Below are 22,836 nucleotides of genomic sequence, written 5' to 3'. Positions count from 1 at the left end.
CTTCACAGGCCCCTGAGCCGTCCGGTCCCTGCGGATCTCGAAGTCCATTGCATCCCCTGAGCTGGGGTGTTGCAACGACTACTAGAACCTGAGGGGACGGACTCGGCCCTCTTGCGTCGACGGTGCGCTACATCACCGTGCCGGTGCCGCTCGGGGTGCCGGAGCCGGTGGCGGTGGGGGCGCCGGCCGAGCTGCTTGTCGTGGCAGGGGCGCTGGACGCGGGCCCGCTCGCCGAGTTGGAGGTGCTCGGCGTGCTCGCGCTGGGCGACGGTGACGTGGTCGGCCCGGAGTCCGTGGGTGCCGGGGTTGCCGAGGTGGGCGGGCTCGACGGCTTCGTAGGCGGCGTCGACGGCTTCGTGGGCGGCGTGGAGGGCGGCTTCGACGGCGACTTCGGAGGAGTCGACCCCCGCGTACCCGTCGGATCGCCAGACGGCTGCTCCGAGGTGCCCGGCGTCGGGCTGCCCGTCGTACCGGGCGTGCCGGCCCCGCCGGGAGCCTTCGCCGTCGCCGCGCCCACCGTGCCCGCACCGGCCTTGCCGCCCGAGCCGCTGTCCCCCGCCTTGTCCGCGCCCAGGCCGCCGCCGTCCGTGCCCTGGCTGGCCGAAGGGCCCACCCGGACCTGGTCCGACGGGGCGTCGCCGTCGTCGTTCGACGTCATGCCGAGCGTCACCACCGTGCCGAGCACCGCGGCCAGCACCGCCCCCGCGCCCGCGGCCACGAGGTTGCGCCGGGTGCCCTGCACCACGCCCCGCAGGCCACCGGCCGGGCGGGCCGGCGCCTGCCGGGTGACCAGTGTCGCCGGGTCGCCGGTGGGCGCCGGCAGCACGAAGCCGGTCGGCGGCGTCGGTTCCGGGAGCAGCTCCGCGCCGGGCGGTGTCTCACCGGACCGGTCGGCGACCAGGGCCAGGGCGCGCCGTCCCGCGACCGTCCCGCGCTTGTCGGCGAGGGCGCCGCGCAGCCCGATGGAGGCCTCCAGCTCGGAACGGGCCCGGTCGAGCTGCCCGCCGCAGAGCGCGAGGACGCCCAGCTCGTGGTGGAAGTAGGCCTGCTCCCCGACCGCACCGGCCAGCCGGGACGCCTCGGCGCCGGAACGCAGCGCCCGCTCCCAGGCGCCCCACTGCAGCCCCGCGGCCAGGGCGGGCGCCGCCTGCCGGGCCAGCCGTACGGCGGCGCTGTCCTCCCCCTCGGCGGGCGACGGGGGTCCCCCCTGCTCGAGCGAGGTCGAGCGGTTGGGGGACGTCAGCGGCACCAGGGCGGTCAGCGCGGCCAGTATGGCGTCGGCCTCCGCGCAGACCCTCTCCGGTGTGACCGAGGGGTGCCCGGCCCACCAGGAGTAGTGCTGGGCGGCCTTGAGGGCGTACTCCTCCGCGCCGGTCGCATACCCGGCGGCTTCGAGCTGGGTCAGCACTCCGGCCGCGAGCCGGTAGCGGGAGCCGACCGGGGAGACCAGGGCGCAGCCGACGAGTTCGGCGAGGGCTGCGTCCGCGTGGGTTTCGTCGACGAGGGCCGGCAGGTGCGTCTGGTGCGGCACCTCCCCGCCGAGCGCGACCGCGAACTTCAGGGTCTCGCGGGCCGACGCGCTGAGCCGGGCGGCGAGCAGCGGCGCGGCCGCGGCGGCCTCGGCGAGCGACGGCAACGGCAGCTCGCGGTCGTCCCCGGTGTCGAAGGGCGCGTCGACCGGGACGTCCTGGAAGACGCCGAACTCGTCGACGGCGCCCTCGTCGGCCCGCTGCCGGTCACGCTGCCTGAGCAGCGCCCCCGCCTGGACGAAGCGCAGCGGCAGTCCCTCGGACTCGAACCACAGGTCGCCCGCCCAGTTCGCCTCCTCCTCGGTGAGGTCGCGGCCGACGGCGTGCTCGAGGAGTTCCAGACCGCCGGCGCGGTCGAGCCCGCCGAGGAAGACCTCCTCCACCTGCGCGTCGGCGGAGGGCGCGGGCACGTCGGGCGTGGCGGAGAGCAGGAACGCGCACTCGGGCGTCGCGTCCAGCAGCTCGTCGAGCGCGCTGCCGCCGAACTCCAGGTCGTCCAGGACGACGACGGCGCCGATCTCGCGGACGTGTTGGAGCAGTTCCTCGCGGTCCGGGCGGTACCCGGGCGCCTTGTGGACGGCGGCGAAGAGGTCGTACAGCAGGTCGCCGGTGGTGCGCCGGTAGCCGGTCAGGCGTACGACGCCGTCGGGCGCGAGGTCGGCGCAGTCCTCGGCGACGATGTCGAGCAGCGCGGTGCGGCCGGAGCCGGAGGGTCCGGTGAGCCGGACCGAGCGGCCGCGGGCGAGCAGTCGCACCAGTCGCTCGCGCTCCTCCTGGCGCTCCAGGAGCGGCAGCCGCGGCTGCGAGGGCCCGGGCGGCACGGGCGGCCTGGCGGCGCGCTCACGCTCGCTCCGTTCGTCGGCGGTGTACTTGGCCGGGCGCGCGGGCCGCTCCGCGGGCGGGCAGACCTCTATCTCGCTGCCGTCGACGGGGTTGACGGTGAGCAGGAAGTCGCCCGTCACGAGCTGGACGGTACGGGCGAGTGCCGGAGCCGGTTGTCCGAAGTCCGGTGTGATGGGGTCCCGCGGCGGTCGCCGGCCCGGCGCGTCGGCGCCGTCCCGGACGTACTCGTCGGGTCCCGTGTTGTTCGGGTCCATAGGTCAAGCCCCCCAAAAGCGTCGTGTGCCTGAGCCCCTCCCGGCCTTGCCGCACACTGCGCTGTCGCTTCTGGTCCGGTGCCCGCTCGAGGGCCTGCGGGCGGCGGGCAGCCGAACCCTAAACCTTCGGTCAGTATCTCCGACAGGCCGGGGTACCGCGCCGTCCGAGACATCACAGTCTCGTGAGGATTGTGCGCGACGCACGTTTCGTCGGCGTTCACTCCTGGGGAGCCCACACCCGGGTCACCCGGGTCGCGCCGCTGAAACCCGCACCGCCCGGTCAGACCCGGGGGAGTGACTCCACCCCGATGCCGCCCTCGATGGCCAGGATCCGGTGCAGCCGGGTGGCCACCAGCAGGCGCTGCATCTGCGGCGGCACACCGCGCAGCACCAGCCGCCGGCCGCACCGCCCGGCCCGCCGGTGGGCCCCCATGATCACCCCGAGCCCGGTGGCGTCCCAGGAGTCCAGTTCGGACAGGTCCAGCACCAGGTCGCCGACGCCGTCGTCGACGGCCGAGTGCAGGACCGTACGGGCGTCCGCCGCGCTGTGGACGTCGAGGCGGCCCCCGACGACCAGCTCGGCGTGGTCGCCCCTGATGTGCATATGCGCTCCCCGAGAGTGCGTCGCTGATGTACTCCGCGTGTGGTTGTGCAACGTCTGACTGCCTGGAGAGCGGCCAGGTTGCCGATCGTTGGCGAACCGATACCGAATTCACCCGAGAGGGTGATCCCCGTTGGGGTCCGCGGTGTCAGTACGTGTAGAAGCCCTGCCCGCTCTTGCGCCCGATGTCACCCGCGTCAACCATCCGGCGCATCAGCTCCGGCGGAGCGAACTTCTCGTCCTGGGTCTCGGTGTAGATGTTGCCGGTGGCGTGCAGCAGGATGTCGACGCCGGTGAGGTCGGCGGTGGCCAGGGGTCCCATGGCGTGGCCGAAGCCCAGCTTGCAGGCGAGGTCGATGTCCTCGGCGGTGGCCACGCCCGACTCGTACAGCTTGGTGGCCTCGACGACGAGCGCGGAGATGAGACGGGTCGTCACGAAACCGGCGACGTCGCGGTTGACGACGATACAGGTCTTGCCGACGGACTCCGCGAACTCCCGGGCGGTGGCCAGGGTTTCGTCGCTCGTCTTGTAGCCGCGGACGAGTTCGACGAGCTGCATCATCGGGACCGGCGAGAAGAAGTGCACGCCGACGACGCGCTCCGGGCGCTCGGTGGCCGCGGCGATCTTGGTGATCGGGATGGCGGACGTGTTGGACGCGAGCACGGCGTCGTCGCGTACAAGCTTGTCGAGTGCCCGGAAGATCTCGTGCTTGACCTCGAGCTTCTCGAAGACGGCCTCCACGACGACGTCCGCGTCGGCGGCGGCGTCGAGGTCGGTGGTGGGGGTGATGCGGGCGAGCGCCGCTTCGGCGTCCTGCGCCGCCAGCTTCCCCTTGCTCACGAACTTGTCGTAGGACGCCTTGATGGCGTCCGTGCCACGGGTCAGCGCCTCGCTGGTGACGTCCCTGAGGACGACTTCCCAGCCGGCCTGGGCCGATACCTGGGCGATACCGGAACCCATGAGTCCGGCCCCGATGACGGCAAGCTTCCGTGCCACTGTGCGACTCCCCTGACGCGCTGTCCGTGTATGCCTCTCGGGCGGACACTAGCGCTCGTGGGAGGCCGTGTGACCGGTTAGTAATGCGCGTCACGTCTCACATGACGGACTTCACACCGGCACGGGTCATCCGACGGCCCGGACGGCGTACTTGAGTACCTTCTCGCTCAACAGCTCCTCCATCTCGTCGAGAAGCACGAGCACCTCCCGTGACACTTCGTCCGGATTGCGCCCCGCCATCATCTCCCGGCCGATGACGGCCATGACCGTCTGGTGCACCCAGTTGATCTGCCCGGCGACGAGAGTGGGCAGCGGGTCCTCGGGGCCTGCGCCGGTCTCCTCGCGCAGGGCCGCCTCGAGGTTGTCGAGGACCTCCTGCCCGATGGCCCACAGACGGGAGCGCAGGGCCGGGGCGTCGTGAATGACCCTCATGAAGCGGTCATATCCCTCCATCAACCCCAATCGCGGCGAGACCGCCGTGAGCTCGTCCCGCAGTTCGCGCAGGACGGCGGCGGCGGCCGACTCCCCCTTCCCACGTCCGCGCACCCAGCGGGCGAGGCGGTCGACGACTCCCGCGGAGCGGTCGAGGAAGAGGTCCTCCTTCGAGGGGAAGTAGTTGTAGACGGTGTTGACGGAGACGTCCGCCGCCTCGGCGATCTCCGCGACCGTCACGGCGTCGAAGCCGCGCTCGAGGAACAGCCCGGTGGCGACGTCCGAGATGTACTGCCGGGTCTGCCGCTTCTTCCGCTCCCTGAGCCCCTCTGCCATACCCCGATCCTAGCTTCACTGGAGCATCCCAAAATTTGGGGCCATTGCAAATTTTCAGTCCCTCTGTTTTTCTTGGGCCATGACCATCATCAGTACGGCCGGCCTGGCCCGTACCTTCCAGACCAAGCGCGGCCCGGTGGAGGCGGTGCGGGGGATCGACCTCACCGTGCGGGAGGGCGAGATCCTCGGTTTCCTCGGGCCCAACGGCGCCGGCAAGACGACGACCCTGCGCATGCTGACGACCCTGCTGAAACCCACCGGCGGCGCGGCGACCGTCGCCGGCCGCGACCTGGCCACCGACCCCGTCGGCGTGCGCAGGGCATGCGGTTACGTGGCGCAGTCCGGCGGCGTGGACCCGCAGATCACCGCGCGGGAGGAACTGGTCACCCAGGGCCGCCTGTACCGCCTGACCAAGCATCAGGCGATCGAGCGCTGCGCCGAGTTGGCCCGTGACCTGGACCTCACCGAACTGCTCGACCGCAGGACGGGCGCGCTCTCCGGCGGACAGCGGCGCCGCCTCGACATCGCGATGGCGCTCGCCCACCGCCCGAAGATCCTCTTCCTCGACGAACCGACGACGGGCCTGGACCCCGGCAGCCGCGCCGACCTGTGGGACCTGATCCGCCGGCTGCGCGACGAGCACGGCACCACCGTCTTCCTGACCACCCACTACCTCGACGAGGCCGACGCCCTCTCCGACCGGCTCGTGATCGTGGACCAGGGCGTCGTCGTGGCGGAGGGCACACCCGGCGCGCTCAAGCTCCGGTACGCGGGCTCGGTCGACGCCTCCCTCCAGGACACCTTCCTCGCCATCACCGGCCGCGGCCCCGCCCCGGCCGACGCCGCCCCCGTAGCCGTATAGGAATCCGGACCACGACGATGCTTCTCCACGACACCGCGCTGATCTACGGCCGCTATCTGCGCCAGTCCCTGCGCTCCCGCTTCGCGCTGCTGTTCGGCATGCTGATGCCGCTGCTGTACCTGCTCTTCTTCGGCCCGCTCCTGACGGGCCTGCCGCTCGGCTCGCGCGGCAGCTCCTGGCAGGTCCTCGTCCCTGGCCTGGTGCTCCAACTCGGTCTGTACGGAGCCGCGTTCGCCGGATTCGGGATCATCATCGAGAACAGCCAGGGGGTGGTCGAGCGCATGCGGGTCACCCCCGCGAGCCGGCTCGCCCTGCTGCTCGGCCGGGTGCTGCGGGACGCGACGGTCTTCGTGTTCCAGGCGGTGCTGCTGGTCCTCGCCGCGGTGGCGATGGGCCTGAGGGCTCCGCTGCCCGGCGTTCTGATCGGCTTCGCGTTCGTCGCGCTGCTCACGTTTTCGCTCGCCTCGCTGTCGTACGCGCTGGCGATGAACGTCCGCACACCGCAGGAGTTCGGGCCCCTCATCAACGCGACGACCATGCCGTCCATGCTCCTTTCGGGCCTGATGCTGCCGATGTCCCTGGCCCCCGGCTGGCTGGACGTGCTGTCCCGGTTCATGCCGCTGCGCTATCTGGTGGACGCGGTGCGGGACGCGTACGTCGGCTCCTACACGACGGCGCACATGCTCTACGGCGTCCTGGCCGCGCTCGGCCTCACGGCGCTCGCCGTGACGGTGGGCACACGGGTGTTCCGCACGGCCGGGGCGTAACTAGGCTGGTCACATGGTCAATCTCACGCGCATCTACACGCGGACCGGCGACAAGGGCACGACGCACCTCGGGGACATGAGCCGGGTGCCGAAGACCGACCTGCGGATCGCCGCGTACGCGGACGCCAACGAGGCGAACGCGGTGATCGGCACCGCGATCGCGCTGGGCGGCCTCGACGAGGAGGTCGCCAAGGTCCTCACCCGCGTGCAGAACGACCTGTTCGACGTGGGCGCGGACCTGTCGACGCCGGTGGCCGAGAACCCGGAGTTCCCGCCGCTCAGGGTGGAGCAGTTCTACATCGACCGACTGGAGGCGGACTGCGACCGCTTCCTGGCCGACCTGGAGAAGCTGCGCTCGTTCATCCTGCCCGGCGGCACGCCCGGCGCGGCGCTGCTGCACCAGGCGTGCACGGTCGTACGCCGCGCCGAGCGCTCCACATGGGCCGCGCTGGAGGTGCACGGCGAGGTGATGAACCCCCTGACGGCCACGTACCTCAACCGGCTCTCGGACCTGCTGTTCATCCTGGCCCGGTACGCGAACAAGGAGACCGGGGACGTGCTGTGGGTGCCGGGCGGGGAGCGCTGAGCCGCTGAGGCGCGCTCCCCACCCGCTCAGCGGCCGGTGCCGTCCTGGGCCGCGTCCCGGTCCGCCGCCGCGAGGGCCGACTCCGCGGCGGCCACCTTCTTCTGCACGTCGGCGAGCCCGGACGGGGCCGCGGTGGGGGCCGCGGACGAGGCCCCGGGCGACGCCCCGGTCGACACCTGCGTGGCCGCCGTGCCGTGCTCCCGGGCGCAGCCCGCGGTGAGGCCCACGAGCAGGACCACCACGGGGACGGCCGCCCGCAGCCCGCGACGCATCAGCTCGCCGCCTTGCCGTTGTCGTTGTCCGCGCACCACGTCTTGACGGCGGCGAGATCCTTCTGCCGCTGCTGAAGCGTCGTCACCAGCGACTTGCGGAAGGTGAGCCGGTCCTGGAGATAGGTCGCGATCTCCTGGTGGCCCGCCTTCTTCGCGTTGTCCACGCGCTGCTCCAGGCGGGCGATGGAGCCCTTGACCCCCGCTCCGCCCTCCAGCCGCTTCAGCGCGCGGTCGATGCGCTGTTCGATCTTCGGCACCCGCTTGCACAGGGCCTTCGCCCCGTCGCCCTTGGGCGCCGCCGTCGCCGCGGCCGTGGCCGCAGGCGTGGCCGACGTCTCCGCCACGGCCGCCCCCGTCCCGCTCACCAGCAGCGCGGCCGTGGCCAGACCCGCGAGCAGGGTGCGCCGGCGTCGTCGTACGTCCATGTCATCCTCCGTTCCCGGACGGCCCCGTCGTCCGTCCGACACCGGGGACGCTAGGAGCCGTCTTTGTGGGAACTCTGTGACCGGTTTGCCCCGGCTGTACCGATCAGCCAGTCCCGCCGTCCGGGCAGCTCCCCACCCGCCCTGGGCAGCCGCACCTCGAAGCGCGCCCCCGCCCCGCCCGGGCCGTCCGTCACCGTGACGCCGCCCCGGTGCAGCGCCGCCTGCTGCGCGACCAGGGTCAGGCCGAGCCCGGAGCCGGAGCTGCCGGGTCCCCGCTGGAACCGTTCGAAGATCCGGGCGCGGGACTCGGGCGGGACACCGGGCCCCCGGTCGTCGACCGTGATCACCACCTCCTGGCCGTCTCCGCGGACCCCGACCGCCACGGCCGCCCTGCCCTGCCCGTCCCGTCCGTGGGCCAGCGCGTTGGCGAGCAGGTTGTCGAACAGCAGCCGCAGTCCGGGCTCCCAGCCGTGCACGGTGAGCCCCGGCTCGGCGCTCAACGTGATCCCCGCGTCCGGTGCCCGGCGGCGGGCCTCGGCGACCGCCGCGTCCGCGGCCTCCGTCACGTCGACCGTGCGGAACGCCTCGGCCTCCACCAGGTCCCCGCGCCCCAGCTCGCGCAGCATCACCAGCAGTCCGAGCAGCCGGGCGTGCTCACGGCGCAGGTCGGTGATGACCTCCGTGCGGTCCGGCTCGGGCAGGTCGGGGTGGGCGGCGAGGATGTCCAGGTTGGTGCCCATGCTCATCAGCGGGGTGCGCAGTTCGTGGGAGGCGGCGGCGGAGAAGGAGCGAGCGGTGTCCAGGGCTTCGGCGGTACGGGCGGCCTGTTCGTCGTAGCGGGACAGGACCGTGCGCAGGGTGGCCGCGAGCTCGTCGACCTCCTTGACGCCGGTCGGCTCGTGGCGCAGCCGGGCGGCACTGGTGCGCGGGTCCAGGCCCGCGGTGCGGCGGCCCAGGCGACGCAGGGGGCCGGTGGCGCCGGTGGCCAGGCCCCAGGCGAGCAGGCCGGACAGGGGCGCGGCGAGCAGGGCGGTCATCACCACGCGGCGCCGTACGAGGCGGAGTTGGGCGCGGTCGGCGGTGTCGGGCTGGAAGACCCAGAGGGTGCCCGAGACGTCGGGGCCGTCGATCGGCCTGGACAGCGCCCGCCAGCTCCGTCCGGCGTCCCGGACGGTGACCGGGACGGTGGCCTGTGCGGGCAGCGCGACGGAGGTGTCGGGCTGGGGTCCGCCGCTGAAGGTGGCGTCGGGTCCGACGACGCGTACGCCGACGTCGAGGGCGGCGTTGTAGAGCCGCCGTTCCCGCGTGTCGGCGGCCTTGGCGCGGCCGGCGGCGGCCGCCCGCAGCAGGGAGCGCGCGTCCGGGACGACGGCGGCGGCCCGGGTGCTCAGATGGCGGTCCTCCTCCTGGTGCAGGTCGTGGGCGACCAGGCGCAGCAGCAGCCAGCCGGAGGCCAGCACGAGGAGCGGGACGGTGAGTCCCACGGCGAGCCCGATGCGGGTGGACAGTCTCACGGCTGGTCCCTGAGGACGAAGCCCACCCCGCGCACGGTGTGGATCAGCCGCCGCTGCCCCTCGGCCTCCAGCTTGCGCCGCAGATAGCTGACGAAGGTGTCGACGGCGTCGGTGCGGACGTCGAAGTCGTAGCCCCACACGCGTTCCAGGAGTTGGTCACGGGTGAGGACGAGGCCGGTGTTGCGCGCGAGCACCTCCAGCAGCTCGAACTCGCGCCGGGTCAGCTCCAGGGCGCGGCCGCCGCGGTGGGCGGTGCGGGCCGCCGGGTCGATCACCAGGTCCGCCACGCGCAGCACGTCCCGGTCGGCGGGCGGGCGGCGGCGCAGCAGGGCGTGCAGTCGCAGGACGAGCTCCTGGAGGGCGAAGGGTTTGACGAGGTAGTCGTCGCCGCCCGCCTGGAGCCCGGCTATGCGGTCGGCGGTCTCGTCGAGCGCGGAGAGCATGAGGACGGGGAGGTCCTGGCCGTCGTCGCGGAGCCGGGTGCACACCTCGATGCCGCTCATCCCGGGCATCGACACATCGAGGACGAGCACGTCGGGCGGTGCGTCCCGGATGACGGCGAGCGCCTCGGCCCCGCCCTCGGCGGTCCGCACCCGGAACCCGCTGAGCCTGAGCCCGCGCTCCAGCGAGCGCCGGATGGCCGCGTCGTCGTCCACGACCAGCACCGCCCCGACCGCGTCGCTCATACGCCCTCCCTGAACCACTCGTCGCCGGGTCAGCGTACGGTGCTCCTTCGGGCCGGTGACGGCGGCGTCCGGGGCCTGCGGATTCAGGGCCGGCGGTAGATCTCCCGACGATGGCCCACAGGCTCGCGTCCGGGTACGTTCGGGTCGTCGTCGGCGGTGACGAGGTCGCCGTACATCGAAAGATGCAGTCCGGGACCCTTCCGGAGACGCACGCGGGCGGCCCGCGCGCCGTGTTGGATGGACCCATGCCCGTACGCCTCCCCCGCCCGCACCGTGACGACGTGCGGATCGCGGTCGGCGGGCTGCTCGGCGGGCTGTCGCTGTGGGGCGCCGGGCTCACTTCCCGGGGACCGCGGGAAGCCGTCGTGCTCTGGCCGGCCCTCTGGGCGCTTCTCGTGCCGCTCGTCGTCACCGCCGGCTGTGAGCTGCTGCGCCGTACCAGACCCAAGGCGGCCCTGCTGATCGGCACCGCCGCGCTGGTGGCCGACACGGTGACCCGGGGCAGCGTGGTCACCGTCGTGATGTTCACGGACCTGATGTACGCGGCCGTCCTCTACGGCACCCCCGCCTCCGCCCGCCGCCTGCCGTGGGTCACGGGGCTCCTCACCGTCATCGGCGCGCTCGTCCCCCTCGCCGTCTGGCGCGTCCCCCAGGCCATGCTGATCGGCGTGGGTGTCGGCATCGTCGCGCTCGCCCCCGCCGCCACCGGCTGGGTCGTCCGCAACCACCGCGACGCCGCCGAGGCGGCCCGGCTGCGCGCCGAACAGGTCGCTCTGCTCGCCGAGATGGACCGCACCCAGGCCGTCACCGCCGAACGCGCCCGAGTGGCACGTGAGTTGCACGACATGGTGGCCAACCATCTGTCCGCGATCGCCATCCACTCCACGGCCGCGCTCTCCCTGGACGACCCGAAGACCTCCCAGGAGGCCCTCGCCGTCATCCGCGAGAACAGCGTGGCCGGGCTGGAGGAGATGCGGCGGCTGATCGGCATCCTGCGCGACGGGGGCGGCGAGCGCGAACCCGCCGCGACCCCCACCCTGGACGGGCTCGCCGCCCTGGTCGGCAGTGCCCGCGCCAACGGGCTCGACGTCTGCCTCGACGCCGAGTACGCGAGCGTCCCGGCGCCCGTGGAGCTGGCCGCGTACCGGATCGTCCAGGAGTCGCTGACCAACGCCCTCAAGCACGCCGGTCCGGGCCGGGTCACCGTGCGTCTGGTCCAGCGCGACAGAATGCTCGACATACGGGTGACCAGCCCCCACGGCAACGAGGACGGCCCGCGCGCCCCCGGTTCCGGTTCCGGGCTCGCCGGGATGAGGGAGCGCGCCGGGTTGCTGGGCGGCACGTTCGAGGCGGGTCCCGACGGCCCCCGGTGGACCGTACGTGCCACTCTTCCCCTGACCGAAGGAGACCCGGCATGATCCGTGTCCTGGTCGCCGAGGACCAGTCCGCCGTACGCGCCGGCCTGGTGCTCATCCTGCGCAGCGCGCCCGGCATCGAGGTGGTCGGGGAGGCCGCGGACGGCGAGCAGGCGGTCGCGCTCGCCCGTGAGCTGCGGCCGGACCTGGTGCTGATGGACATTCAGATGCCGAAGCTGGACGGGGTGTCGGCGACCCGGCAGGTGGTTCAGCAGGGGATCGCCGACGTTCTCGTACTGACCACCTTCGACCTGGACGAGTACGTCTTCGGCGCCCTGCGGGCGGGTGCGGCCGGGTTCCTGCTGAAGAACACGGAGGCGAGGGACCTCATCGACGCCGTGCGGACGGTTGCGCGCGGTGAGGGGCTGATCGCCCCAGCGGTGACACGGCGGCTGATCGCGGAGTTCGCCGCCGGGCCGGTACGGGAGCCGAAGGCCGATCCGGCCGTCCTGGACGCCCTCACCCGGCGCGAGCGCGAGGTACTGTCGTGCCTCGGTGAGGGTCTTTCCAATGCCGAGATCGCCGGGCGGCTCGACATGGCGGAGGCGACCGTGAAGACGCACGTCAGCCGTCTTCTCGGCAAGCTGGAGCTGCGCAGCCGGGTTCAAGCGGCCGTACTGGCACAGGACTTGGGGATCTAGTCCACCAACCGGCGCAATGGTCCAGACCTATTGACCTCTGGTCCAGACCTTTCTATTCTCGCGGCACCGTGGGCGTGGAGGCTCAGTCATGCCCACGACTCCCCATACCCCAAGACAGGGAGGCGCAGCATGCGCTTCAGACACAGAGCCGCGGCAGGGTTCGCGACCCTGTTGCTCCCCCTCGCCGGGCTGGTCGGACTCGCCGCCGGTCCCGCCCAGGCCGCCACGACCGCCACCGCGACCTACGCCAAGACCCAGGACTGGGGCACCGGCTTCGAAGGCAAGTGGACGGTGCGGAACACCGGCTCGACGACCATCAACTCCTGGACGATCGAGTGGGACTTCCCCTCCGGAACGTCCGTGACCTCCGCGTGGGACGCGGACGTCACCAATTCCGGCACCCACTGGACCGCCAGGAACAAGTCCTACAACGGCACCCTCGCCCCCGGCGCCTCCGTCTCCTTCGGATTCAACGGCACCGGTTCCGGGGCGCCGAGCAACTGCTCGCTCAACGGTGCGAGTTGTGACGGCGGCACGACCGTGCCCGGCGACAACCCCCCCTCGGCGCCCGGCACCCCCACCGCCTCGAACATCACCGACACCTCGGTGAAGCTGAGCTGGAGCGCGGCCACCGACGACAAGGGCGTCAAGAACTACGACGTCCTGCGCGACGGCAGGACGGTCGCCACCGTGACGGCCACCTCGTACACGGACACCGGCCTGACCGCGGGCACCGACTACTCCTACACCGTCCAGGCCCGTGACACCGCCGACCAGACCGGCCCCGTCAGCGGCGCGGTCGCCGTCCACACCACCGGCGGCACCACCACTCCCCCGACCACCGGGGACAAGGTCAAGCTCGGCTACTTCACCGAGTGGGGCATCTACGGCCGGGGCTACAACGTCAAGAACCTGGTGACGTCCGGGTCCGCCGCGAAGATCACGCACATCAACTACGCCTTCGGCAACGTCACCGGCGGCAAGTGCGCGATCGGCGACTCCTACGCCGACTACGACAAGGCGTTCACCGCCGACCAGTCCGTCAGCGGCGTCGCCGACACCTGGGACCAGCCGCTGCGCGGCAACTTCAACCAGCTCCGCGAGCTGAAGGCCAAGTACCCGAACCTCAAGGTGCTGTGGTCCTTCGGCGGCTGGACCTGGTCCGGCGGCTTCGCGGACGCGGCCAAGGACCCGGCGGGCTTCGCCCAGTCCTGCTACGACCTCGTCCACGACCCGCGCTGGGCCGACGTGTTCGACGGCATCGACATCGACTGGGAGTACCCCAACGCCTGCGGGCTGTCCTGCGACACCAGCGGCGCGGCGGCCTTCAGGAACGTGATGGCCGCGCTGCGCGCCAAGTTCGGCTCCTCGGCCCTGGTCACCGCGGCCGTCACCGCCGACGGCTCCTCCGGCGGCAAGATCGAGGCCGCCGACTACGCGGGCGCCGCGCAATACGTCAACTGGTACAACGTGATGACGTACGACTTCTTCGGCGCCTGGGACGCGCAGGGGCCGACCGCTCCGCACTCCCCGCTCACCTCGTACAGCGGCATCCCGAAGGCCGGTTTCACCACGGCCGACGCGATCGCCAAGTACAAGGCGATCGGTGTGCCCGCCAAGAAGCTGCTCATCGGCATCGGCTTCTACGGCCGCGGCTGGACCGGCGTCACCCAGGACGCCCCGGGCGGCACGGCCACGGGCCCGGCGGCCGGCACGTACGAGCAGGGCATCGAGGACTACAAGGTGCTCAAGACGTCCTGCCCGGTCACCGGCACCATCGCGGGGACGGCGTACGCGCACTGCGGCAGCAACTGGTGGTCCTACGACACGCCGGCGACCATCGGTTCGAAGATGGCGTGGGCCAAGAACCAGGGCCTGGGCGGCGCCTTCTTCTGGGAGTTCAGCGGCGACACCGGCAACGGTGAACTGGTGAGCGCCCTCAGCAACGGGCTGTCATAAGCCAGACCCGAGGATCCAGTCGGTCTTCGCCCTCCCCCGGACCTCGTTCGGGGGAGGGCGAACGCGACTACGCCACGTTCACCCGCTGTCCGGGCGGGGCGGCCTCCAGCCACGCGAGGAAACCGGTCAGCGCGTCCTCGCTCATCGCCAGCTCCAGGCGCGTGCCCCGGTGGTGGCAGGCGAGGATCACCGCGTCCGAGAGCAGCGCCAGTTCCTCCTCGCCCTCCGGGTCGCGCCGGCCGGCCACCTCGATCGCCGAGCGCTCCAGGACCCGGCGCGGGCGGGGGGCGTAGGAGAAGACGCGGAACCATTCGATGCGGTCGCCGTTGTAGCGGGCGACGCCGTAACCCCAGCCCTTGCCGCTGGTGTCGGGCTGCTCCGGGACGTTCCACCTCAGGCTGCAGTCGAAGGTGCCGCCGGAGCGCTGGATGAGGCGGCGCCTGAGGCCGAAGACGAACAGCCCCACCAGTACGAGTGCCACGACCACTCCGCACACGCTCAGAGCGAGGACCATCGACACCGACCTCCTCGTCTCCTAGGTAACGGAACGGAAAAAACACCCGGATTTGCCTCAGCCGCGACCGGCACCGGATTGCTCCGGGCCGACCGCGGCTGAGTCACGTCATCACATGCTCCCCCAGAGCCTAAAGGGCCCGGGAGGTACCCCCAGGGGTCAGCGCGCCGCCTGTGCCGCCCGCAGGCGGACATCCGCGCGCCGCTCGGCGACGGCGTCGTCCTCCGCCTTCGCGCGCTCGAGCTCCCGCTCGACGCGCTGGACGTCGATCTCGTCCGACAGCTCGGCGACCTCGGCCAGCAGCGACAGCTTGTTGTCCGCGAACGAGATGAAACCGCCGTGCACCGCGGCGACGACCGTTCCACCATCACTCGTACGGATGGTCACCGGGCCCGACTCCAGCACACCGAGCAGCGGCTGGTGACCGGGCATGACGCCGATGTCGCCGGACGTGGTGCGCGCGACGACCAGGGTGGCCTCGCCGGACCAGACCTGGCGGTCGGCGGCGACCAGCTCGACATGCAGCTCAGCAGCCAAGGGTGGCTCCTCGGGTCACCACCCGGCGGTAGTGCCGGGTGTTGGGTCATAAGTCTAGTAGGGCGTGCGGCACCGAAGTGCCTCGGCCCACCCCGGCCGTCGGCCGGAGGTGCGGGGGCCGGGCGGCGGTGGCCGCACATCGGCTCGACCCCCGCGGGGACGCAGCGGCGTACGGAGAGGGGCGGACCACGCCCCGCGGTACGAACCCGCGGGACGCTTCTCCACCCCTCTCACCAAGAGGCGGTACCTGCCACGGGCCCGGTTGGGGCCCGCCGCAGGCGACCGTCAGGAAACGCCGAGTTCCTTCGCGTTCTTCTTCAGGTCGTCGATGCCACCGCACATGAAGAACGCCTGCTCCGGGAAGTGGTCGTACTCACCGTCGATGATCGCGTTGAACGCCGCGATCGACTCGTCCAGCGGCACGTCCGACCCGTCGACGCCGGTGAACTGCTTGGCGACGTGGGTGTTCTGGGACAGGAAGCGCTCCACACGGCGGGCCCGGTGGACGACGAGCTTGTCCTCCTCGCCGAGCTCGTCGATACCGAGGATCGCGATGATGTCCTGGAGGTCCTTGTACTTCTGCAGGACCGTCTTGACGCGCATGGCCGCGTTGTAGTGGTCCTGCGCGATGTAGCGCGGGTCCAGGATGCGGGACGTGGAGTCCAGCGGGTCCACGGCCGGGTAGATGCCCTTCTCCGAGATCGGACGGGAGAGAACCGTCGTCGCGTCGAGGTGGGCGAACGTGGTGGCCGGGGCCGGGTCGGTCAGGTCGTCGGCGGGGACGTAGATCGCCTGCATGGAGGTGATCGAGTGACCGCGGGTCGAGGTGATGCGCTCCTGCAGGAGGCCCATCTCGTCGGCCAGGTTCGGCTGGTAACCCACCGCGGACGGCATGCGGCCGAGCAGCGTGGAGACCTCGGAACCGGCCTGGGTGAAGCGGAAGATGTTGTCGATGAAGAACAGCACGTCCTGCTTCTGGACGTCGCGGAAGTACTCCGCCATCGTCAGACCCGCGAGGGCCACCCGCAGACGGGTGCCCGGCGGCTCGTCCATCTGGCCGAAGACCAGCGCGGTCTTGTCGATGACGCCGGACTCGGACATCTCCTGGATGAGGTCGTTGCCCTCACGGGTGCGCTCGCCGACACCGGCGAACACGGAGACACCGTCGTGGTTGTTGGCGACGCGGTAGATCATCTCCTGGATGAGCACCGTCTTGCCGACGCCGGCGCCGCCGAACAGACCGATCTTGCCGCCCTTGACGTACGGGGTCAGCAGGTCGATGACCTTGATGCCGGTCTCGAACATCTCGGTCTTGGACTCGAGCTGGTCGAAGTTCGGCGCCTTGCGGTGGATCGGCCAGCGCTCGCCGTCGTACTTCTCGTCCACGTTCAGGACGTCACCGATGGTGTTGAACACCTTGCCCTTGGTGAAGTCGCCGACGGGGACGGAGATGGAGGAGCCGGTGTCGGTCACCGGGGCCTGGCGGACCAGACCGTCGGTGGGCTGCATCGAGATCGTGCGGACCAGGCCGTCACCCAGGTGCTGGGCGACCTCCAGGGTCAGCGTCTTCTTCTCGCCCGCGTTCGCCGGGTCGGAGACCTCGACGTGGAGGGCGTTGTACATGTCCGGGATCGCGTCGACGGGGAACTCCACGTCGACGACCGGGCCGATGACCCGCGCGACGCGGCCCGTCGCCGTGGCCGTCTCAACAGTGGTGGTCATTAGTAGTCACTCCCCGCGGTCGCGTCGGCCAGGGCGCTCGCGCCACCGACGATCTCGCTGATTTCCTGGGTGATGTCGGCCTGGCGGGCCGCGTTGGCAAGCCGGGTGAGGCTCTCGATGAGGTCTCCGGCGTTGTCGGTGGCCGACTTCATCGCGCGCCGCGTGGCGGCGTGCTTCGAAGCGGCCGACTGGAGCAGCGCGTTGTAGATGCGGCTCTCCACGTACCGCGGCAGCAGGGCGTCGAGGACGTCCTCCGCCGACGGCTCGAAGTCGTACAGCGGCAGGATCTCGTCACCCTGAGGCTTCGCCTCCTGCGCCACCTCGTCGAGGCTGAGCGGCAGCAGGCGGGCGTCGAGGGCCGTCTGCGTCATCATCGACACGAACTCCGTGTAGACGATGTGCAGCTCGTCCACGCCACCGTTCGCGGTGTCCTTCTCGATGGCCTCGATCAGGGGGGCCGCGACCTTCTTGGCGTCCGCGTACGAGGGGTCGTCGGTGAAGCCCGTGAACGACTCCGCGATCTTGCGCTCACGGAAGTTGTAGTGGGCCACACCGCGCCGGCCGACGATGTACGTGTCGACCTGCTTGCCTTCGCGCTCCAGTCGCGCGGTCAGCTGCTCCGCCGTCTTGATGGCGTTGGAGTTGAAGGCGCCGGCCAGGCCGCGGTCGCTCGTGAGGAGCAGGACCGCGGCGCGGGTCGGGTTCTCCGACTCCGTCGTCAGCGGGTGCTTGGTGTTCGACCCCGTGGCGACCGCGGATACCGCGCGCGTCAGCTCGGTCGCGTACGGCGTGGAGGCCGCCACCTTGCGCTGCGCCTTGACGACGCGCGAGGCGGCGATCATCTCCATCGCCTTCGTGATCTTCTTGGTCGCGCTGACGGATCGGATGCGACGCTTGTAGACCCGGAGCTGGGCTCCCATGAGTCAGGTCCCTTCCTTACGTCACTTGGCGGCTGCGGCCGGGGTGTCCTCGCCGAGCAGCTTGCCGTCCGAGGTCTCGAACTGCTTCTTGAACTCCGCGACGGCGTCGTCGATCGCCTGGATGGTGTCGTCCGACATCTTGGCGCCCTCCTTGATGGAGGTCATCAGACCCTGCTCCTTGCGGTGCAGGTAGTCGAGGAGCTCCTTCTCGAAGCGGCGGATGTCGGCGACCGGGACGTCGTCCATACGGCCGTTGGTGCCGGCCCAGATGGAGACGACCTGGTCCTCGGTGGCCATCGGCTCGTACTGGTTCTGCTTCAGCAGCTCGACCATGCGCGAACCGCGCTCCAGCTGCGCCTTCGACGCGGCGTCCAGGTCGGAACCGAAGGCGGCGAACGCCTCCAGCTCACGGAACTGGGCGAGGTCCACGCGCAGACGGCCGGAGACCTGCCGCATCGCCTTGTGCTGGGCGGAGCCACCGACGCGGGAGACCGAGATACCGACGTTCAGGGCCGGGCGCTGACCGGCGTTGAACAGGTCGGACTCCAGGAAGCACTGGCCGTCGGTGATGGAGATGACGTTGGTCGGGATGAACGCCGAGACGTCGTTGGCCTTGGTCTCGACGATCGGCAGACCGGTCATCGAGCCGGCGCCCATGTCGTCGGAGAGCTTGGCGCAGCGCTCCAGCAGGCGGGAGTGCAGGTAGAAGACGTCGCCCGGGTAGGCCTCGCGGCCCGGCGGACGGCGCAGCAGCAGGGACACGGCACGGTAGGCGTCGGCCTGCTTCGACAGGTCGTCGAAGATGATCAGGACGTGCTTGCCCTGGTACATCCAGTGCTGGCCGATGGCGGAACCGGTGTAGGGCGCCAGGTACTTGAAGCCGGCCGGGTCGGACGCCGGGGCGGCGACGATCGTCGTGTACTCCAGCGCGCCGTTCTCCTCCAGCGCGCGGCGGACGCCGGCGATGGTGGAGCCCTTCTGGCCGATGGCGACGTAGATGCAGCGGACCTGCTTCTTCGGGTCGCCGGTGCGCCAGTTGTCGCGCTGGTTGATGATCGTGTCGATCGCCAGGGCGGTCTTGCCGGTCTGGCGGTCACCGATGATCAGCTGGCGCTGGCCACGGCCGATCGGGGTCATCGCGTCGACGGCCTTGTAGCCCGTCTCCATCGGCTCGTGCACCGACTTGCGCTGCATGACCGTGGGGGCCTGCAGCTCGAGGGCGCGGCGGCCCTCGGTCTCGATCTCGCCGAGGCCGTCGATCGGGTTGCCGAGCGGGTCGACGACGCGGCCGAGGTAGCCCTCGCCGACGGCCACGGAGAGCACCTCACCGGTGCGCTGCACCGGCTGGCCCTCCTCGACGCCGCTGAACTCGCCGAGGACGATGGCACCGATCTCCCGCTCCTCGAGGTTGAGGGCGAGGCCGAGGGTGCCGTCCTCGAACTTCAGCAGCTCGTTGGCCATGGTCGAGGGCAGGCCCTCGACCTTCGCAATGCCGTCACCGGCGAACGTGACAGTGCCGACCTCCTCGCGCGAGGCCGCGTCCGGCTTGTACGACTGGACGAAGTTCTCCAGCGCGTCCCGGATCTCCTCCGGCCGGATCGTGAGCTCCGCCATCTGGGTTCCCTGCTCTCCTTGTTGGGCCCGAAGTTTCTGTGGGGGTTCTGGGGGCGCCCCCCAGAAACTCTGCATCCTCTGCACGGCCCAACTCGGGCCGTAGTACTGCGTATGCGGTTGGTGCTAGCTCGCCATGCGGCGGCCGGCGTCCTCGAGTCGGTCCGCGATCGCGCCGTTGATGACCTCGTCACCGACCTGCACCCGGATCCCCCCGACGACCTCGGGGTCGACGTCGAGGTTGAGGTGCATCTGGCGGCCGTAGAGCTTGGCCAGTGCGGCACCGAGGCGCCGCTTCTGGGAGTCGCTCAGCGGGACCGCCGAGGTGACGACGGCGACCAGGCGGCCACGCCGGGCGGCGGCCAGCTTGGACAGGGACTCGATTCCCGATTCCAGGCTACGTCCCCGCGGCGCGGTCACAAGGCGCGTGACCAGACGCTCGGTCGTGACGTCGGCGCGACCGCCGAGCAGCCGGTGCAGCAGCTCGATCTTGGCCGGGGTGCCGACGGCACGGTCCGTGAGCGCGGCGCGCAGCTCGGTGTTCGAGGAGACGATCCGGCCGAACCGGAACAGCTCGTCCTCGACGTCGTCGAGCGCGCCCGACTTCTCGGCGGCGGTGAGGTCGGCGAGGTTCGCCAGCTCCTCCAGCGCGTCGACCAGGTCGCGCGACTGCGACCAGCGCGAGCGCACCATGCCGGACAGCAGGTCCACGACCGGCCCGCCGACCTGGCCGCCGAGCAGACGCTCGGCCAGCCCGGCCTTGGCGTCGCCGGCCTGCGCCGGGTCGGTGAGAACCCGACGCAGCGACGCCTCGCGGTCGAGCAGCGCGGTGACGGCGGCCAGCTCGTCGGCGAGCTGCGCCGCGTCCACGGACGTCGCGTCCGTGAGCGCGTCGAGACGCTCGCGTGCGGCTGCCAGTGCCTCGCGGCTCGCTCCGTTCATCGCGCGGCCTCGGCCTTCTCCTCGAGCTCGTCGAGGAAGCGGTCGATCACGCGGCTCTGCCGGGCGTGGTCCTCGAGGGACTCGCCGACGAGCTTGCCGGCCAGCTCGGTGGCGAGCCTGCCGACGTCCTGCCGCAGGTGCTGCGCGGCGGCCTTGCGGTCGGCCTCGATCTGCGCGTGACCGGCGGCGATGATCTCCTCACGCTGCCGCTGGCCTTCCGCGCGCATCTCGGCGATGAGGGCGGCGCCCTGCTCCTGCGCCTCCTGGCGCAGCCGCGCGGCCTCGTGCCGGGCTTCGGCGAGCTGAGCCTTGTACTGCTCGAGCACGCCCTGGGCCTCGACCTTCATGGCGTCGGCCTCTTCGATGCCGCCTTCGATCGCCGCGCGACGCTCCTCCAGAACCTTGTTGATGTTCGGAAGCAGCTTCTTGCTGAGGAAGAAGAAGACGATGGCGAAGGTGACGAGGCCGATGACCAGCTCGGGGCCGGGCGGGATGAGCGGGTTCTGCTGCTCCTCCGCGGCCAGCATCAGCTGCTGAGTCAGCTGCATGTCATCAGTGCCTTTCCCTTAAGGGGGTGGGTCGCCGGCCGCGGTTTACTTGTAGGTGTAAACGAACGGCATGACGATACCGATCAGGGCGAGCGCCTCACAGAAGGCGAAGCCCAGGATCTGGTTGGCGCGGATCAGACCGGCGGCCTCGGGCTGGCGGGCGAGGGCCTGGGTGCCGTTGCCGAAGATGATGCCGATGCCGATGCCGGGACCGATGGCGGCGAGGCCGTAGCCGACGGAGGCGATGGAGCCGGTGACGGCGGCAAGGGTCTCAGTGGCAGCCATGCTGAATCTTCCTTCTCTTTCAAGGACCGGTGGGGGTTGGCCACCGGACGTCTGGTGTGGGGCGGTTCGGACGGTGGGCTCAGTGGTGCTCGGCGAGAGCGCCCTGAACGTAGGAGCAGGCCAGGAGGACGAAGACGTACGCCTGAACGGCCTGGACGAAGAGCTCGAACATGATCATGACCATGGCCATGACGAACGAGACGGCGCCGGCCGCGGCCAGCCAGCTGTTCATCAGGTACCAGCTGGCGACGGTGAACATCACGAGCAGCAGGTGACCGGCGAACATGTTGGCGAACAGTCGCACCGCGTGTGTGAACGGCCGGACCAGGACGTTGGAGAAGAACTCGATGGTCACGACGAGGGGCAGGACCGGGCCCAGCGACTTGTCGTAGCCGGTGAGGTTCTTCATTCCTCCGACGAAGCCGTGCTTACGGAAGGTCAGGATCATCCACGTCAGGTACACGATCGCCGCGAGGGCGGCCGGGTAGGCGATGATCGACGTCACCGGGAACTGGGCGACCGGGATGATCGACCACAGGTTCATGATCCAGACGAAGAAGAAGATCGAGACCATGAGCGGGACGTACTTCTCGCCCTCGGTCTTGCCGAGCGTCTCGTAGACGATGCCGCGGCGCACGAAGTCGTAACCGGCCTCGCCGACCATCTGGAGCTTGCCCGGCACCACCTTGGCCTTGCTGAAGGCGGCCCAGAAGAAGCCGACGACGACGACGGTGGTCACCAGGGCGAGCAGCATCGGCTTGTCGAAGTCGATGCCGCCGACCGTGAACATCGGCTTGAAGATGAAGGAGTTCAGGCCCGGCGAGGGAAAGCCGCAGCCGTTCTCGGCGAAGACGCGGCAACTCCAGTCAAAGGCGAGCGTGGTCTGGTCAGCACTCACCGCGGGCTCCTTCGGCGTGGCGCATGGATACGGCAACCTCGTTGTGTCGGCGCGGCGCGCAGCCGCGGATCGGCACCGGACTGGTGTTACGGATGTGGGGGCGGCTGGGGGGCATCGAGCCTCGCGATAGAGCACGCGTCAGCTCAGATGCCCGCGCCCGCGATGCCGCAGTTGGCACCGGACGATAGCAGGAGATCTCACACGTCTTTATCCCGGCCCTACCCCTCACGACGGGTGCCCCGTCTTCTGGGGCCTCTCGCTCGTCTGAGAATCGGGTTCGACGTAGAAGATCCTGGCCTTCATGTGCGCGCGGGCCTGCGCGATCATCCAGACGACCGTCGCGCCGATGAGCGAGAACGCGAACGCCCTGCCGTCGAAGAGCGTGGTGCCCTTGAACAGGGCCAGGAAGATCATGAGCAGCAGGAGCTGGGCGACATAGAGCATGAGGCCCATCGCCTGGAAGAGCTGGGGAAGCGTCCTCGCCGTCCACTGCAGCACATACAGGCCGACCCCCATGAAGAGGATGGCGAGCACCACGCCGACGGCCGCCCCGATCGCCCCCTTGCCGCCGACGACCCCGCCGCTGACGGCGACAGCGACGACGCCGACCACTGCTGTGGGCACAGCGGTCTGCAAGAGGTTCCGGACGTCATTGGACGGCATGGCGGCAACTCCGCTTTCACAGGGGGCAGGGTGTCGTCATGGACGAGCGTAGTCCCGGGCCGAGTGAGGTCCTCACG

At 70.8% G+C, this 22,836-nt stretch carries 24 protein-coding genes; 6 read left to right on the top strand and 18 right to left on the bottom strand.

What is annotated here, in order from left to right; genetic code table 11:
• Window positions 1-127 precede the first annotated feature (127 nt).
• The 4 genes from ACZ4SW_RS27730 to ACZ4SW_RS27715 form a co-directional block, all read right to left on the bottom strand.
• Window positions 128-2,626: an ATP-binding protein gene (locus tag ACZ4SW_RS27730; protein ID WP_468251041.1), complete on the bottom strand. Its 2,499-nt coding sequence runs from the start codon at window positions 2,624-2,626 to the stop codon at window positions 128-130.
• 280 nt (window positions 2,627-2,906) lie between these two features.
• Window positions 2,907-3,230: an STAS domain-containing protein gene (locus tag ACZ4SW_RS27725; RefSeq protein ID WP_103838618.1), complete on the bottom strand. Its 324-nt coding sequence runs from the start codon at window positions 3,228-3,230 to the stop codon at window positions 2,907-2,909.
• A gap of 145 nt (window positions 3,231-3,375) precedes the next feature.
• Complete coding sequence (locus ACZ4SW_RS27720; RefSeq protein WP_468251039.1) at window positions 3,376-4,224, bottom strand: 3-hydroxyacyl-CoA dehydrogenase family protein; 849 nt, start codon at window positions 4,222-4,224, stop codon at window positions 3,376-3,378.
• A 126-nt stretch (window positions 4,225-4,350) separates the two neighbouring features.
• A complete protein-coding gene (locus ACZ4SW_RS27715) occupies window positions 4,351-4,992 on the bottom strand; it encodes a TetR/AcrR family transcriptional regulator (RefSeq protein WP_468251037.1) in 642 nt (213 codons plus the stop codon).
• Between the two features lie 79 nt (window positions 4,993-5,071).
• On the opposite strand from ACZ4SW_RS27715, the gene ACZ4SW_RS27710 reads away from it, so the two are divergent.
• From ACZ4SW_RS27710 to ACZ4SW_RS27700, 3 genes are read left to right on the top strand one after another with little or no spacing between them, the layout of a single operon-like run.
• Window positions 5,072-5,854, top strand: coding sequence for an ABC transporter ATP-binding protein (locus tag ACZ4SW_RS27710; protein WP_468251035.1), 783 nt, complete (start codon window positions 5,072-5,074; stop codon window positions 5,852-5,854).
• Window positions 5,855-5,871: 17 nt separating this feature from the next.
• Entirely contained in the window at window positions 5,872-6,621 is a 750-nt protein-coding gene (locus ACZ4SW_RS27705) for an ABC transporter permease (protein ID WP_468251033.1), read from the top strand.
• Window positions 6,622-6,634: 13 nt separating this feature from the next.
• Window positions 6,635-7,207, top strand: a complete 573-nt coding sequence (locus ACZ4SW_RS27700; RefSeq protein ID WP_468251030.1) for a cob(I)yrinic acid a,c-diamide adenosyltransferase — start codon at window positions 6,635-6,637, stop codon at window positions 7,205-7,207.
• Window positions 7,208-7,233: 26 nt separating this feature from the next.
• Here ACZ4SW_RS27700 and ACZ4SW_RS27695 read toward each other — a convergent pair whose 3' ends face one another.
• The 4 genes from ACZ4SW_RS27695 to ACZ4SW_RS27680 are packed head-to-tail and all read right to left on the bottom strand — an operon-like array spanning window position 7,234 to window position 10,104.
• Window positions 7,234-7,479, bottom strand: coding sequence for a hypothetical protein (locus ACZ4SW_RS27695; protein WP_468251028.1), 246 nt, complete (start codon window positions 7,477-7,479; stop codon window positions 7,234-7,236).
• Window positions 7,479-7,904 (bottom strand): hypothetical protein, encoded by a 426-nt coding sequence (locus ACZ4SW_RS27690; protein ID WP_468251026.1) that lies wholly within the window; start codon window positions 7,902-7,904, stop codon window positions 7,479-7,481. Before ACZ4SW_RS27690 ends, ACZ4SW_RS27695 begins: the two co-directional genes overlap by 1 nt.
• 50 nt (window positions 7,905-7,954) lie before the next feature.
• The gene (locus tag ACZ4SW_RS27685; protein WP_468251024.1) at window positions 7,955-9,418 is read right to left on the bottom strand and encodes a sensor histidine kinase; all 1,464 of its coding nucleotides are present in this window, start codon (window positions 9,416-9,418) and stop codon (window positions 7,955-7,957) included.
• Window positions 9,415-10,104, bottom strand: a complete 690-nt coding sequence (locus ACZ4SW_RS27680) for a response regulator transcription factor (RefSeq protein WP_468251021.1) — start codon at window positions 10,102-10,104, stop codon at window positions 9,415-9,417. The genes ACZ4SW_RS27685 and ACZ4SW_RS27680 overlap by 4 nt, the downstream gene beginning before the upstream one ends.
• Before the next feature lie 245 nt (window positions 10,105-10,349).
• Here ACZ4SW_RS27680 and ACZ4SW_RS27675 point away from each other — a divergent pair, with 245 nt between their 5' ends.
• From ACZ4SW_RS27675 to ACZ4SW_RS27665, 3 genes are all read left to right on the top strand, one after another.
• The gene (locus ACZ4SW_RS27675) at window positions 10,350-11,522 is read left to right on the top strand and encodes a sensor histidine kinase (protein WP_468251020.1); all 1,173 of its coding nucleotides are present in this window, start codon (window positions 10,350-10,352) and stop codon (window positions 11,520-11,522) included.
• Complete coding sequence (locus tag ACZ4SW_RS27670; RefSeq protein WP_468251018.1) at window positions 11,519-12,160, top strand: response regulator; 642 nt, start codon at window positions 11,519-11,521, stop codon at window positions 12,158-12,160. The genes ACZ4SW_RS27675 and ACZ4SW_RS27670 overlap by 4 nt, the downstream gene beginning before the upstream one ends.
• Before the next feature lie 129 nt (window positions 12,161-12,289).
• Complete coding sequence (locus ACZ4SW_RS27665) at window positions 12,290-14,119, top strand: glycosyl hydrolase family 18 protein (protein ID WP_468251016.1); 1,830 nt, start codon at window positions 12,290-12,292, stop codon at window positions 14,117-14,119.
• A gap of 67 nt (window positions 14,120-14,186) precedes the next feature.
• On the opposite strand, the gene ACZ4SW_RS27660 is transcribed toward ACZ4SW_RS27665, so the two are convergent.
• From ACZ4SW_RS27660 to ACZ4SW_RS27615, 10 genes are all read right to left on the bottom strand, one after another.
• Window positions 14,187-14,633, bottom strand: a complete 447-nt coding sequence (locus ACZ4SW_RS27660; RefSeq protein WP_468251014.1) for a DUF2550 domain-containing protein — start codon at window positions 14,631-14,633, stop codon at window positions 14,187-14,189.
• 159 nt (window positions 14,634-14,792) lie between these two features.
• A complete protein-coding gene (locus ACZ4SW_RS27655) occupies window positions 14,793-15,170 on the bottom strand; it encodes a F0F1 ATP synthase subunit epsilon (RefSeq protein WP_103838606.1) in 378 nt (125 codons plus the stop codon).
• 285 nt (window positions 15,171-15,455) lie between these two features.
• On the bottom strand, window positions 15,456-16,892 hold the full coding sequence (gene atpD, locus ACZ4SW_RS27650) for a F0F1 ATP synthase subunit beta (protein WP_468251013.1): 1,437 nt from the start codon (window positions 16,890-16,892) through the stop codon (window positions 15,456-15,458).
• Entirely contained in the window at window positions 16,892-17,812 is a 921-nt protein-coding gene (locus ACZ4SW_RS27645) for a F0F1 ATP synthase subunit gamma (protein ID WP_468251011.1), read from the bottom strand. Before ACZ4SW_RS27645 ends, atpD begins: the two co-directional genes overlap by 1 nt.
• Window positions 17,813-17,833: 21 nt before the next feature.
• Window positions 17,834-19,426 (bottom strand): F0F1 ATP synthase subunit alpha, encoded by a 1,593-nt coding sequence (gene atpA / locus ACZ4SW_RS27640; RefSeq protein ID WP_388575723.1) that lies wholly within the window; start codon window positions 19,424-19,426, stop codon window positions 17,834-17,836.
• A 123-nt stretch (window positions 19,427-19,549) separates the two neighbouring features.
• Complete coding sequence (locus tag ACZ4SW_RS27635) at window positions 19,550-20,365, bottom strand: F0F1 ATP synthase subunit delta (RefSeq protein ID WP_468251009.1); 816 nt, start codon at window positions 20,363-20,365, stop codon at window positions 19,550-19,552.
• Window positions 20,362-20,913, bottom strand: coding sequence for a F0F1 ATP synthase subunit B (locus tag ACZ4SW_RS27630; RefSeq protein WP_468251007.1), 552 nt, complete (start codon window positions 20,911-20,913; stop codon window positions 20,362-20,364). Before ACZ4SW_RS27630 ends, ACZ4SW_RS27635 begins: the two co-directional genes overlap by 4 nt.
• Before the next feature lie 45 nt (window positions 20,914-20,958).
• Window positions 20,959-21,198, bottom strand: a complete 240-nt coding sequence (atpE, locus tag ACZ4SW_RS27625; RefSeq protein WP_018571456.1) for an ATP synthase F0 subunit C — start codon at window positions 21,196-21,198, stop codon at window positions 20,959-20,961.
• A 79-nt stretch (window positions 21,199-21,277) separates the two neighbouring features.
• Complete coding sequence (gene atpB, locus ACZ4SW_RS27620) at window positions 21,278-22,096, bottom strand: F0F1 ATP synthase subunit A (protein ID WP_468251006.1); 819 nt, start codon at window positions 22,094-22,096, stop codon at window positions 21,278-21,280.
• Window positions 22,097-22,321: 225 nt separating this feature from the next.
• Window positions 22,322-22,759, bottom strand: coding sequence for a hypothetical protein (locus tag ACZ4SW_RS27615; RefSeq protein WP_468251004.1), 438 nt, complete (start codon window positions 22,757-22,759; stop codon window positions 22,322-22,324).
• Window positions 22,760-22,836: the final 77 nt, after the last annotated feature.

The sequence above is a fragment of the Streptomyces sp. NPDC028331 genome, from assembly GCF_055565775.1.
The sequence above is the reverse complement of the archived record's forward strand: the minus strand, read 5'-3'. Positions and strand labels throughout refer to the sequence as shown.